The sequence below is a fragment of the Aquirufa beregesia genome (genome assembly GCF_011090385.1).
GTDB lineage: Bacteria > Bacteroidota > Bacteroidia > Cytophagales > Spirosomataceae > Aquirufa > Aquirufa beregesia.
Genome location: NZ_SEWW01000001.1, coordinates 174,726 through 187,187, shown reverse-complemented (window position 1 = coordinate 187,187; position 12,462 = coordinate 174,726). Strand labels below are relative to the sequence as shown.

Sequence of the window (12,462 nt, the reverse complement as noted above, 5' to 3'; positions counted from 1 at the left end):
CTTAGAAATACACTAGTTAATCAACAAATCGAAAGATTCTATTCCAACGAATCTTACCCGAAAACAAGCCTTTGTTAGGATCTAAAGACATCCAAACAAATACCGCCTTGCCAACAATGTGATCGGCTGGAACAAATCCCCAAAAACGAGAATCTGCTGAATTATGGCGATTGTCCCCCATCATGAAATAGTAATCCTGTTTAAAGGTATAGGATATCAAAGCCTTCCCGTCCTTCATTAATTTTCCACCTTCCAATGTAATATCTTTATTCTCCTCATAACTCCTAATAGCCTCCTGATATAGCGGAATTGATTTAGCATCTAATTGTACTGTCCATCCTTCCTTTGGCACCTGTAATGGCCCAAAGAAATCTCTGTTCCATTTAAATTGAGTAGTATCATGAGGAAATATGTCTAAATAAGTTACTCCTTTAGGATCCTTAAATGAATTGTAATCAATTTCCTTTTTAAAAGGCAATTTCATGATTTCATCTACATGTTTCTTGCTTGTATTGAGCTTATAACCTACTAGTTGATTGGTGGAATCAGCCAATGGCAACCAATCAGAAGATTCAAAACTAGCATCCGCTGAATTTCGGATCCCATATTGGTCAAAAAATGATTCATCCAAGTCTTCTTTTGTCTTTAAGAAAACAGGGTGTTGCATTCTTTCTGGATTTTCCAGTGCCTTTCCATTGATATACACTTGTTGATCTCTAAGCTCTAACACATCACCTGGAGTAGCTACACAACGCTTCACATAAAATGTACGTAAATCGAGCGGTGCATCTCCATCTTCTTCCCAATTGGGTGCATTAAATACGACAGCATCACCTTTTTTAACTTCAGTAAATCCTGGAAGTCGGAAAACCGGCAAATCCAACCAACGTAAATACGAGGGCAAATTAGTAAACCAAATTTTCTGGTGAGTCAAGGGTAGTTGCAATGGTGTCTTAGGAGTTCGAACTCCATAATGCATTTTGCTAACAAAAAGGAAATCACCGACCATCAAGGAGCTTTCCATGGATGGTGTGGGAATGGTATAAGCTTCAAATAAAAAAAATCGGATAAGCGTAGCTGCTACAACAGCAAAAGCTACGGAATCAAGCCATTCTCTAAAAGCTGACTTTTGTTTAGGACGTTTAGTTTCCTCTTGTTTCATTTTATTTCTTTTTCAAAAATTTATCAATCAACTCTTGTGATGGTTTATGGATATACGGATGCGGAAACCCTCTATCGATGAAGTCTGGATCAAGCATGTTCGTATAACGAAAATGACAAGACCAACGTATTTCATTATTGGTAATTACTCCTGACTCATGCACTAACAAAGTAGAAAAGACCGCAATATCTCCTGCTTTTAATTCAGGTTGCAATCTAGGGTATGAATTTCGATCAAAAGGCACTTCAGCAAAACCATTGTCAATTTTATCTGTCAATGGACCTAATTTATGTGATCCTGGATAAAACACCACTGGTCCATGAGCTACTTCTACATCCATCAGCGGAATCCAAACTACTACGGAATCGGAAGAAGATAACATCGATACCCAGTCCTGATGCAATGGTGTTTTATAAAAATGCTCCGATTTGGCCAGAGAAGGATGATTAAAAAACAAGACAGGCCGAGTACACATATTAGGTACTTGCATCCCAATTTCATGCATCAATTGAATCAAATCTGGATGAACCGCTATTTGATATAATTCTACTAAACCCGTTTGGATCAATTTTCCACAATTGATAAACTCATCAATATGGTTTTCAAACAATTGTACCATTTGACTCAAGTAGTCTCCTTGAATTCCAAAATGATCAAATTGAATTTGGAAAATTTGTTTGGCTGCTGCCTGCAACTTTTGAATTAATGCTGGATCAAAAAAACTTGGAATAACCACTACTCCTTGTTCATCTAACTCCTTTTTTATGAATTCGATATCGTGCATATTAAGCTAATTTTAACATATCTTCCATACCTAAAACACCTTTCTTATCTTTCACCCATTCCGCTGCTATGACAGCTCCTAAAGCAAATCCTTCCCGACTAAATGCCTCATGAGTAATTTCAATTTGATCCACTTTTGAAATGTATTTTACGGTATGAGTTCCAGGTTTTGTGGATTCTCTCTGAGACCAAATAGCCACTTCATTGCTTTGAGGAATCTCATTATTCACCCAAGTATCCTTGGAAGGATAAGCTGAAATAATCCCTTCTGCAATGGTTATGGCTGTTCCACTAGGCGAATCCTTTTTCTCTGTATGATGAATTTCATTGGTATAAATATCATATTGAGTATGGGGAGCCATTAATTTGGCCAAATGCTTATTTAAAGCAAAAAACAAATTCACGCCTATGGAATAATTGGACGCATAAAAAAATGTAGCATCGTTTTTTTGAGCTAGGGCCTCTACCTCAGACTTCTTTTCTAACCAACCTGTAGTACCACAAACTACCGGTATCTGCTTTTCTAAACAGATTAAAATATTAGAATAGGCAGACTGAGGATTTGAAAATTCAATAGCCACATCCACGTCTTGTTTGCTTAATCCAAGCAATTCATTTGGGTTGTCAATATCAATTTTAGCTACAATTTGATGGCCTCTACTAAGAGCAATACGCTCAATTTCCTTACCCATCTTACCATAACCAATCAAAACTATTTTCATTCTTTTACTTTTTAAAATTAAACGACAAAGATACACCAGAAACTAAACCATTTGAAAAAGACTGATATTCAAAAGTGGGTTTTATTTTCAGGGTTATATCATCTGATACATCAAATGTCTTTAAATGAGCACTCACATTGGCATCTACCACATTAAAAGCCCAAGCTAAAACCATCCCAATATAGGTATAATCTCTATTTCTTCGATATCCATCGTTTAATCGCTTCAATTGATTGACGTCTAAATCACGCACTAATCCATCTTCATAAGGCACCGCAACTGTAGCAGGCGGTACATAGGTGGGATCATCCGGATGCGGAGAAGCAATGTAATAATAGGCACGATACTTTTCATAGCGCACATTATTATAATTAGCTATAATACCTAACGTGATAAATGCTCCAGCTACTAAAGGCAATTTCCAATATTGACGATTGTAATACTGTCCCCAACCTGGAATCATCAACGACTTTAAAGTGGCTTGACGCGGGATAATTTTATAAGGAATCATTTTTTTCTTGGGCAAACTATCAAGTTTCACTTCTTGTACTTTAACTACTGTATCCATTGCCACATCATTAGCCTTGGATGCCCAGGAGCAAAGAAAAAAAAGCAAAAAATAAATGAATGCCCGAAATGCGGGGATAGTGGCATGCCTCATGGGTCGACTATTGTACTGCTTTCAATAGTTTTAATAACGCTTCTTTCGACTTAAAACTAACTTTCAATTCACCTTTTCCTTCTTCATTCATTTTGAATGAAACAGGAGATTGAAAGAAACTCGCAAAAGTTTGTTGAATTTGTTGCATCTCCGCCAATGGAAGCACTTTAGATTCATCAGGTTTTCCAAGACTAGGATGAGCTGACTGCCTAACGGCATCCTCTAATTTACGAACAGACCACTCTTCTGAAATGGTTTTTTGAAAAAGGACATGTTGTAATTCAGGATTCTCTACCGAAACCAAACACCTGGCATGACCCATTGAAATTTTAGCATCTCGAATCGCTGCTTGGATGATAATAGGTAATTTCAACAAGCGCATGTAATTGGTTACATTGGAACGACTCTTCCCTACCCGATTCCCTAAATCTTCTTGTTTCAATTGGCATTCATCCATCAAACGTTTGTAGGATAAGGCAATTTCAATAGCATTCAAATTTTCCCTTTGAATGTTCTCAATCAAAGCCATTTCGATCATTTGCTGATCATCCGCGGTTCTTACATAGGCTGGGATACTCTTTAATCCCGCTAATTTAGAAGCTTGTAAACGGCGCTCTCCAGAAATTAATTGAAATTTCTTAGGAGCAATCTTTCTAACGGTAATCGGCTGAATAATTCCTTGAATACGTATAGATTCTGCCAAATCAGCTAATGCTTCTTGCTCAAAATACTCTCTCGGTTGATAAGGATTAGTCTCAATGTATTCTAATGGAATTTCATCCATCAGATTTACCCCTTCTAAACTACCTGCAAACTCAGAAGAATGTTTAGAAGTATGGGAAACATTTTCAGAATCTTCAAGCAAAGCGCCTAGACCTCTACCCAAACCTATTCTTTTTTTTGAATTTGATTCTTGCTTTGCACTCATATCATTTAATCTGCTAAACAGCCTGTAATAAGCCGTTTTTGGTGATAATTTCTTTTGCCAAATTTAGGTAGCTAATGGCACCTTTACTTTCTGCATCATGCAAAATAGCGGGTATTCCAAAACTTGGTGATTCCGATAAACGGATATTTCTAGGGATTATAGTCTCAAACACCATGTTTTTAAAGTGACTATTCACTTCATTGACTACCTGGTTCGACAAACGTAAACGTAAATCATACATGGTCAATAATATGCCTTCAATCATTAAATTAGGATTCAAACGAGACTGAATAATTTTAATGGTATTCAATAACTTACCTAAACCTTCTAATGCATAATATTCACATTGGACGGGAATAATTACAGAATCTGCTGCTGTAAGGCAGTTAATAGTGATTAGGCCCAAGGAAGGAGAACAATCCATGATGATGAAATCATATAAATCTTTAATTTCCGCTAATGCATCCCGCATTCTCGCCTCCCGATTGTTCAAATTAATCATCTCAATCTCCGCTCCTACTAAATCAATGTGAGACGGAATAATATCTAAAAAATCCAATTCCGTGGAAACGATGCTCTCTTTCACTCTGGCTAAACCCACCATGCATTCATAAATACTTTGGGTTATTTCCTTTGGATTTAAACCTAAACCCGAAGTAGAATTAGCTTGTGGATCTGCATCAATAATCAATGTCTTAAATTCTAAAGCTGCTAAGGAGGCCGCTAAATTAATAGCCGTGGTCGTTTTACCAACTCCACCTTTCTGATTAGCAATAGCAATGATCTTACCCATGGTTGAAAATCTGAAGAATTATATGGACAAATGAAGGACAATATTACAAAATATGTTTCACATCTGAGTCCATTATTTTATGTTCGGTTTTAAGATTAAATCAATCTCTGAGTATCGATTTTTGTAACATTCTTGTAACTTGGTATTTGTATTCATCAACCCATATGTCCGAAAACACAAGCAGTCATCCGAAAGGCCTTTATGTTTTGTATTCCACAGAAATGTGGGAGCGATTCAATTTTTACGGAATGAGAGCCTTACTCTCGCTATTTTTAGTTAATGCCCTAGCTTTTAAACAAACCGACGCATCCATCCTTTACGGTGGATTTTTAGGTTTAAGTTATTTGACCACCATGGCTGGGGGATATATATCAGACCGTTACTTAGGAAATCGAAATTGTATTCTTATTGGAGGGCTTATTATGGCCATCGGTCAAATATTCATGTTCTCTTCTGCGAGCACATTTGAAATGGATTTAAGCCTAGCTCAAAATTTAATGTGGGGAGGATTATTCTTTTTAATTATCGGGAATGGTTTTTTTAAACCCAATATCTCATCCATGGTGGGGCAATTATACCGTAAAGGGGATAATCGACTAGATGCAGCATTCACCATATTTTACATGGGAATTAATACGGGTGCCTTATTAGGTATGTTAATTTGCCCTTTCCTAGGGGATGTTAAAGTCGATGGAATTCGAGTATTGGATGCTTTTAAATGGGGGTTCTTTGCAGCAGGAACTGCCATGTTGATAGGAACTATTTCTTTTTATTTCCTCAAAAATAAATTCATTGTCAATCCAGATGGTCTACCTGTAGGAGAAAAACCTTTTTCTAAAAATGATTCCGCTCCAGTTGATGGAGAAACGGGAAAGGCTGAATTTAGCCCTAAATCCATCATGGGTGCCGTTATTTTATTCTTTATATTGGTATTTACCTTCCATTACTTTTTCATTACAGAAGAGCCTAACATCATCAAAGATTGGATTTATCCTGTCATTTATTCTTCTGGTATTAGTTTAGCATTTTTGATTATTACAGATAAAACCATCACGAGTATTGAAAGAAACAGAATATTGGTGATGTACATTATTTCCTTTTTTGTTATCTTCTTTTGGGCATCCTTTGAACAAGCTGGTTCTTCACTGACATTCATTGCAGACCAACAAACAGATTTACATTTCTTGGGGATTGAACTTCCTCCAAGTTCGGTTCAAAACGCCAATTCATTTTTTATCATTTTACTCGCTTTCCCTTTTTCCTGGCTTTGGATCTGGCTTAATAAACGAGGTTTAGAACCGAATTCACCTGCCAAACAGGCCATTGGATTACTGTTACTTTCATTAGGTTACTTGATTATTGCTTCTCAAATCAAGGATTTAGGACATAATAAATTAGGTGTCATTTGGCTGATCGTCATGTATTTATTCCATACCATGGGCGAGTTATGTTTATCACCTATCGGCTTGTCTTTGGTTTCTAAATTAGCTCCCAAACGTTTTTCTTCTTTGCTCATGGGAGTATGGTTTTTAGCCAATGCAGCAGGTTACGCTCTTGCTGGAACCTTAGGAGCCTTATTGCCTCCAGCAGAAGCAGTAGTTGGACAGGTAAACTTTCCTAGTTTCTTGGGATTTGAAATTCATAATTTATATGAATTCTTTATGTTATTTGTCACATTAACTGGCCTTGCTGCCATTATTCTATATACTTTAGCCATTGGACCTTTAAAACGTATGATGCACGGCATCCGATAATTCTATGCATGGACCTGATCACCACCTTCACGAAAAACATTTAAAAAGTTCTGATTTCCTGACCGACGTGGTCATTGGTATGTCGGACGGATTAACCGTGCCCTTTGCTCTAGCAGCTGGGCTTTCAGGAGCAGTTTCCAGTAATGATATTGTAACCACTGCGGGAGTTGCTGAAATTGTAGCAGGTTCTATTGCCATGGGATTAGGAGGCTACTTAGCTGGAATGACTGAAAAGGAACACTATGAGGCCGAATTAGCTCGAGAATACGATGAAGTAGAACGTGTACCGGATCGAGAAAAAGAAGAAATCAGAGAAGTTTTTGAGGATTATGGATTAAGTCCAGAAGCCCAAGAAATTGTCGTTAATTGCATTGCCAGCGACAAAGATAAATGGGTAGATTTCATGATGAGATTTGAATTAGGCTTAGAAAAGCCCAATCCAAATCGTGCTAGAAATTCAGCTTTAACCATTGGCATTTCCTATGCTATAGGTGGTTTAATCCCCTTGGTTCCTTATTTTTATTTAGACAAACCAGAAGATGGTTTGATTTATTCCGCTATCATCACCCTATTGGCCTTATTTATTTTTGGTTATTTCAAAAGTAAAATGACTGGGCAGCAACCTTTCATTGGAGCACTCAAAGTCATGTCCATTGGTGCTGCCGCAGCTGGTGCAGCCTTTATGGTAGCTAAACTTTTTTAATAAGCTGAAACAGTATCATCCCCTCTGGAATCTGCACCACCTTGCAGTTTTCCATTGGGTAATACTAAAATTCCTTCCACCAAGCCTAATCCATTGACTGGCATCATTTTGTATTTCTTTTCGTTCAAACGGTTCAATTGCTCTGGATTAAAGCGATTTCTTTCATACAAGACTTGATCTGGAAGCCATTGGTGATGAAAGCGAGGATACTCCACTGCTTGTTGCATATTCATCCCTATTTCTAGCGTATTTAAAATTACTTGAAAAACCGAAGTAATAATGGTAGAACCTCCAGGTGTGCCAACCACCATTCTTAATTTTCCATTTTCTTCCACAATGGTAGGTGTCATACTAGAAAGCATTCTTTTACCTGGTTGAATTTCATTGGCTTTGGAGCCAATCAAGCCATACAAATTGGGAGAACCAGCTTTGGCACTGAAATCATCCATTTCATCGTTCAAGAGAAATCCTGCGCCGCCCACAAAAACTTTACTTCCATAACTATTATTCAAAGTGGTCGTAATAGAAACGGCATTTCCTTCTTCATCCACGATAGAATAGTGAGTGGTTTCAGGACTTTCATAACCAGGAAATTGACCTGCAGATATTGAAGTGCTTAACGTCGCTTTGTCAAAACTAAAATCCTTCATCCTATTTTGAATGTAAGCTGGATTTACCAATTCAGATTGAGGTATTTTCACAAAATCAGGATCTCCTAACCATTTGGAACGATCAGCATAAACCCTTCTTTCTGCTTCAATCATAACTTGTATGGTTGAATCAGATTGAGGTCCCCATGAAGCCAACGGAAATGGTTCCATCATTTTTATGAGTTGATTTAATGCAATACCACCGCTGGAAGGTGGAGGCATGCTAATTATTCTCTTTCCTTTGTATTCAAAATTGACCGTATTTCTCCAAGCAGCTTGATACGATTTTAGGTCCTTTTTTGTCATGATTCCTCCTTGTCGCTTCATTTCCCGAACTAAAAGTCGAGCCGTTTTACCCCGATAAAAACCTTTTGACTTTCTTTTAGCGATGCGTTCCAATGACTTAGCTAAGTCCTCTTGAATCAATAAATCTCCTTTTTCCCATTTTTGGTCAAGGGCTTTCATCATATAATCCTTACCCGAATTGAATTTCTGAAAATCAGCTTTCTGTCCGTTTAATCCTCTAGCTTCCTTTTCCGTCAATACAACTCCATTTCTTGCTAAATCAATCGCAGGCTTGACCAGCTCATACCATGGTAATTTTCCAAATTTTTGATGCATGGCTTCCATGCCAGCCACTGCACCGGGTACACCCACAGAAAAAATACCAGCCTGACTTTTACCTGGAATAATGGCTCCTGTTTCATCTAAATACATATCTCGAAAAGCTTTCAAAGGAGCCTTCTCTCTGAAATCCAATGCAAAGGTTTGGGCTTGTTTATCTCGATAAACCAAAAAACCTCCTCCGCCAATATTACCAGCAGCAGGGTAACAAACCGCAAGAGCAAAATTGACAGCAACAGCCGCATCAATGGCATTCCCTCCTTTTTTTAAAATGACTAAACCCACCTCACTGGCCGCAGGGTGAGTTGATACCACCATTCCTTTAGAAGATTCGATAACAGGTTTACTGGTTTGGGCATTAGTAGAAGTAGCCAAAAGCAAGGCAATGAGAACAAAAAGCTTAGTCTGTTGCATGATGAAGAATTTAATTTGAAAACATTCAATTGTTAAAAGCTCTTCGGTGAGCGTTGTCATAACAAAAATATAATTTAACTTTGTGAATATTTTAAGTTTTTTTAATTAAAACAGATACTTACAGTGGATATTTTCGAGAAAGTTGTTAAAAACATGGGGCCAATCGGTGCTCATGCGCATTACTCCCACCATTATTTTTCATTTCCAAAGTTAACAGGAGAACTTGGCCCAAGAATGACCTTCATGGGAAAAGAGATGCTCAACTGGTCATTAAATAATTATTTAGGCCTAGCTAACCACCCTGAAGTAAGAAAGGCAGATGCGGATGCAGCAGCCAAATATGGTTTAGCTTACCCAATGGGAGCTCGAATGATGTCTGGAAATACCGATGAGCATGAAGAATTTGAAAAACAATTGGCTGAATTCGTCGGAAAAGAAGATTGCTTTCTTTTAAATTATGGATACCAAGGTGTCATGTCCATCATAGAATGTATGGTAGATCACCGTGATATCATAGTATATGATGCTGAATCACATGCTTGTCTAATTGATGGTATCCGTTTACACAAAGCTAAAATGGGTGACTATTATAAATTCAATCACAATGACATGGATTCATTGCGTAAGAATTTAGAACGTGCGACCAAAAAGACCCAAGAGACGGGAGGAGGAATTTTGGTTATTACTGAAGGTGTTTTTGGTATGTCTGGAAAGGTGGGTTCATTGGATAAAATAGTGGAGATGAAGAAAGACTTCGACTTCCGTTTATTGGTGGATGATGCTCATGGATTTGGAACGATGGGTGCCAATGGCAAAGGAGTAGGTGAATTTTTAAACTGTACAGAAGGTATCGATTTATACTTTTCAACGTTTGCTAAATCCATGGCAGCCATTGGAGCCTTTGTAGCTGCACCTAAGGACATCATCATGTACTTAAAATACAATATGCGCTCACAAACCTATGCCAAAGCCCTACCTATGCCTTTTGTTATTGGAGGAATGAAGCGTTTGGAATTAATTAAAAAACATCCTGAATTGAGAGAACGTTTATGGGAAAACGTACGCTCTTTACAAAAAGGTTTAAAAGAAAAAGGTTTTGATATCGGTGAAACTCAATCACCTGTTACTCCAGTATTCTTACATGGTGAATATGATATTGCAGCTGTAACTTCTTTAGTAAGAGACCTGCGCGAAAACATGGGTATTTTCTGCAGTATTGTTGTCTATCCTGTGGTTCCTAAAGGTCAGATTATGTTGAGAATTATCCCAACATCCTCACATACTCAAGCTGATATTGAATATACAACGGAATGTTTTGCTGAAGTTCAAAAAAGATTAAAAGACGGTTATTATAAGGTTTTAAATGGCGTAAAATAAGTTTTATTGGCCATTTTTAACTTTTTTAACTTTTTTTTGGGTTTTTTCATAGAAATAGTTTGTATGGATTAAGTTTTTTGTTAAATTTCGCCTTATAAGCGCTTCAAACAGCGAAATAAGACAATCTATTTTTACAACCTACAAAATCAAATTATTATGAGCAGATTTGCACAAGTGAAAGACCTCGTTTTGTCATTAGAATCAGATTTCGAAAAATTCTACGATAAAGGAAACCAAGCAGCAGGAACACGCGTTAGAGGTGGCTTACAGCAACTAAAAACTTTAGCTCAAGAAATTCGTACTGAAGTTCAAAATCAAAAGAACTCAGGAAAATAATTAGTTTAATTTCTTGATTAAAAGAAGCCCGTTAATCGTAACGGGCTTTTTTATGTTAAAACTTTTCCGCATTCATAGCTTTAGCTATTCCATCGACCATCAACTTTCCTCTTTCCTTGTCAAACACTTGAGTTTGAATTTCTGCCGTATGCTTGATCGGATCAATGCTAGTTACCGTAAATTTAGCTTGGTAAACTAAGTCGACATAAAGCGGGCGTTTAAATTCCGACAATTGACTTAAATACACACTCCCCTGCCCAGGGAACTCCATTCCCATGACACGAGAAAAAACACTGGCAATGAGTGCACCATGAATGATGGGCTTTTTAAATACTGTTTGGGCTGCAAATGCCTCATCCCAATGTAATGGATTAAAATCTCCTGAAATTTTACAGAAGTCGTTTACTTGCTCTTGAGTAAAACTAAATTCAATTTCGTAGTTATCTCCAACTGAATACATATTGTAGGTATATTAATTATTAATAAAAAATAGCGTCTAACTTTGCAATTGAAATTAAAAGGCATGATCCACTTTATTTACAATCCCAACTCTGGAAGCAAAAGTAATGCAAGTAAAAAGCAAATGCTTCAAAAATTAGAAAAGATTGAAAATAGCCAATTACATTTTACTGAATATGCAGGTCATGCTCATGATTTAGCCCTGCAAGCCTTACAAAATGGGGCTCAAAAAGTCATCGCTATTGGAGGAGATGGCACCATTCATGAGATAGCCAGTGCTTTGATAGGTTCTGAAACCGCTCTAGGAATTATCCCGATAGGTTCAGGAAATGGTTTAGCCAGACATTTAGGCTTACATCTGACATTTTCTAAAGCGTTGCAACAAGCTATTCAGGGAAATGAAATCTTAATCGACGTGGCCTTTTGGAATCAAGATGCTTTTTTCTGCACCGCTGGTATCGGCTTTGATGCTTTTGTCGCCCACCAATTTGCCCAAGGCAAAAAAAGAGGATTGGTGAATTACATCAAGTCTTCCATCAAATCCATCGTTCGGTACAAAGCCATAGCTATTCATCAGACAGAAGAAAGCAATGAAGTCCTTTTTTCTATGACATTTGCCAATGCCAACCAGTTTGGCAATAATGCCTACATTTCCCCTTACTCCAATCTGCAAGATGGGAACTTTGAAGTAGTGAAAGTTAAGCCGTTAACTATTTGGGAATCAGCCCAACTTGGAATTAGCCTATTTTTCAAGAATATCTCCCAACATAAAAAAGTATCGATACAATCTTGCCAAAGATATGAATTCAGCGTTCCTGTTGGCACTTTGTACCATATGGATGGGGAAAATTTGCAGACAAAAGAATTACAACATACTATTAAAATTATTCCAAATTATTTGCGCGTAATTGTTTAGATTAAAAATTCTTTCAAATTACACTCCAGTTCACTGAATTAATATAACATACTGATTTTCAGATACTTATACATAGTAAAGCAGATTCAATTTTAGACTATGTTTAAATAACTACGTTTTTGATTCAAAATATTTTTATTTTTTTTTCTTATATTTTTTCAAGCCAAAATACACCTGAAG

The 12,462-nt window shown here is 37.1% G+C and carries 13 protein-coding genes; 5 read left to right on the top strand and 8 right to left on the bottom strand.

Features of this window, described 5'->3' with window-relative positions:
* Positions 1 to 16 precede the first annotated feature (16 nt).
* The 6 genes from lepB to EWU23_RS00785 are packed head-to-tail and all read right to left on the bottom strand — an operon-like array spanning position 17 to position 5,049.
* Complete coding sequence (gene lepB / locus EWU23_RS00810) at positions 17 to 1,162, bottom strand: signal peptidase I (protein WP_166227851.1); 1,146 nt, start codon at positions 1,160 to 1,162, stop codon at positions 17 to 19.
* A 1-nt stretch (position 1,163) separates the two neighbouring features.
* Positions 1,164 to 1,946: a phytanoyl-CoA dioxygenase family protein gene (locus EWU23_RS00805; RefSeq protein WP_166227848.1), complete on the bottom strand. Its 783-nt coding sequence runs from the start codon at positions 1,944 to 1,946 to the stop codon at positions 1,164 to 1,166.
* Position 1,947: 1 nt separating this feature from the next.
* On the bottom strand, positions 1,948 to 2,667 hold the full coding sequence (gene dapB, locus EWU23_RS00800; protein WP_166227846.1) for a 4-hydroxy-tetrahydrodipicolinate reductase: 720 nt from the start codon (positions 2,665 to 2,667) through the stop codon (positions 1,948 to 1,950).
* A gap of 4 nt (positions 2,668 to 2,671) precedes the next feature.
* The gene (locus EWU23_RS00795) at positions 2,672 to 3,328 is read right to left on the bottom strand and encodes a DUF5683 domain-containing protein (RefSeq protein ID WP_166227843.1); all 657 of its coding nucleotides are present in this window, start codon (positions 3,326 to 3,328) and stop codon (positions 2,672 to 2,674) included.
* Between the two features lie 7 nt (positions 3,329 to 3,335).
* Positions 3,336 to 4,256, bottom strand: a complete 921-nt coding sequence (locus EWU23_RS00790; protein WP_166227841.1) for a ParB/RepB/Spo0J family partition protein — start codon at positions 4,254 to 4,256, stop codon at positions 3,336 to 3,338.
* A gap of 13 nt (positions 4,257 to 4,269) precedes the next feature.
* Entirely contained in the window at positions 4,270 to 5,049 is a 780-nt protein-coding gene (locus EWU23_RS00785) for a ParA family protein (RefSeq protein ID WP_166227839.1), read from the bottom strand.
* A 164-nt stretch (positions 5,050 to 5,213) separates the two neighbouring features.
* Here EWU23_RS00785 and EWU23_RS00780 point away from each other — a divergent pair, with 164 nt between their 5' ends.
* Positions 5,214 to 6,803: a peptide MFS transporter gene (locus EWU23_RS00780; RefSeq protein ID WP_166227836.1), complete on the top strand. Its 1,590-nt coding sequence runs from the start codon at positions 5,214 to 5,216 to the stop codon at positions 6,801 to 6,803.
* Between the two features lie 4 nt (positions 6,804 to 6,807).
* Positions 6,808 to 7,506: a VIT1/CCC1 transporter family protein gene (locus EWU23_RS00775; RefSeq protein ID WP_166227834.1), complete on the top strand. Its 699-nt coding sequence runs from the start codon at positions 6,808 to 6,810 to the stop codon at positions 7,504 to 7,506.
* Here EWU23_RS00775 and ggt read toward each other — a convergent pair.
* Positions 7,503 to 9,194 carry a gamma-glutamyltransferase gene (gene ggt, locus EWU23_RS00770; protein WP_166227832.1) on the bottom strand — a complete coding sequence of 564 codons (1,692 nt, stop codon included), beginning with the start codon at positions 9,192 to 9,194 and terminating at the stop codon, positions 7,503 to 7,505. The two genes, EWU23_RS00775 and ggt, sit on opposite strands and share 4 nt — an antisense overlap.
* A 123-nt stretch (positions 9,195 to 9,317) precedes the next feature.
* Between ggt and EWU23_RS00765 the strand changes: the two genes are divergently transcribed.
* Entirely contained in the window at positions 9,318 to 10,571 is a 1,254-nt protein-coding gene (locus EWU23_RS00765; protein WP_166227830.1) for an aminotransferase class I/II-fold pyridoxal phosphate-dependent enzyme, read from the top strand.
* A gap of 156 nt (positions 10,572 to 10,727) precedes the next feature.
* A complete protein-coding gene (locus EWU23_RS00760; protein ID WP_109322819.1) occupies positions 10,728 to 10,907 on the top strand; it encodes a histone H1 in 180 nt (59 codons plus the stop codon).
* A 55-nt stretch (positions 10,908 to 10,962) separates the two neighbouring features.
* Here EWU23_RS00760 and EWU23_RS00755 read toward each other — a convergent pair whose 3' ends face one another.
* Positions 10,963 to 11,367, bottom strand: a complete 405-nt coding sequence (locus EWU23_RS00755) for a MaoC family dehydratase (RefSeq protein WP_166227828.1) — start codon at positions 11,365 to 11,367, stop codon at positions 10,963 to 10,965.
* Positions 11,368 to 11,430: 63 nt separating this feature from the next.
* Here EWU23_RS00755 and EWU23_RS00750 point away from each other — a divergent pair, with 63 nt between their 5' ends.
* A complete protein-coding gene (locus tag EWU23_RS00750; protein ID WP_166227826.1) occupies positions 11,431 to 12,282 on the top strand; it encodes a diacylglycerol/lipid kinase family protein in 852 nt (283 codons plus the stop codon).
* The last annotated feature ends 180 nt before the right edge of the window (positions 12,283 to 12,462 follow it).

What these genes read in the sequence shown, in the direction of transcription:
- EWU23_RS00750 (WP_166227826.1), top strand. Translation starts at nt 11,431, where the DNA reads ATGATCCACTTTATTTACAATCCCAACTCTGGAAGCAAAAGTAATGCA.
- lepB (WP_166227851.1), bottom strand. Translation starts at nt 1,162, where the DNA reads ATGAAACAAGAGGAAACTAAACGTCCTAAACAAAAGTCAGCTTTTAGA.
- EWU23_RS00795 (WP_166227843.1), bottom strand. Translation starts at nt 3,328, where the DNA reads ATGAGGCATGCCACTATCCCCGCATTTCGGGCATTCATTTATTTTTTG.
- EWU23_RS00775 (WP_166227834.1), top strand. Translation starts at nt 6,808, where the DNA reads ATGCATGGACCTGATCACCACCTTCACGAAAAACATTTAAAAAGTTCT.
- EWU23_RS00805 (WP_166227848.1), bottom strand. Translation starts at nt 1,946, where the DNA reads ATGCACGATATCGAATTCATAAAAAAGGAGTTAGATGAACAAGGAGTA.
- EWU23_RS00790 (WP_166227841.1), bottom strand. Translation starts at nt 4,256, where the DNA reads ATGAGTGCAAAGCAAGAATCAAATTCAAAAAAAAGAATAGGTTTGGGT.
- EWU23_RS00755 (WP_166227828.1), bottom strand. Translation starts at nt 11,367, where the DNA reads ATGTATTCAGTTGGAGATAACTACGAAATTGAATTTAGTTTTACTCAA.
- EWU23_RS00780 (WP_166227836.1), top strand. Translation starts at nt 5,214, where the DNA reads ATGTCCGAAAACACAAGCAGTCATCCGAAAGGCCTTTATGTTTTGTAT.
- ggt (WP_166227832.1), bottom strand. Translation starts at nt 9,194, where the DNA reads ATGCAACAGACTAAGCTTTTTGTTCTCATTGCCTTGCTTTTGGCTACT.
- EWU23_RS00785 (WP_166227839.1), bottom strand. Translation starts at nt 5,049, where the DNA reads ATGGGTAAGATCATTGCTATTGCTAATCAGAAAGGTGGAGTTGGTAAA.
- dapB (WP_166227846.1), bottom strand. Translation starts at nt 2,667, where the DNA reads ATGAAAATAGTTTTGATTGGTTATGGTAAGATGGGTAAGGAAATTGAG.
- EWU23_RS00760 (WP_109322819.1), top strand. Translation starts at nt 10,728, where the DNA reads ATGAGCAGATTTGCACAAGTGAAAGACCTCGTTTTGTCATTAGAATCA.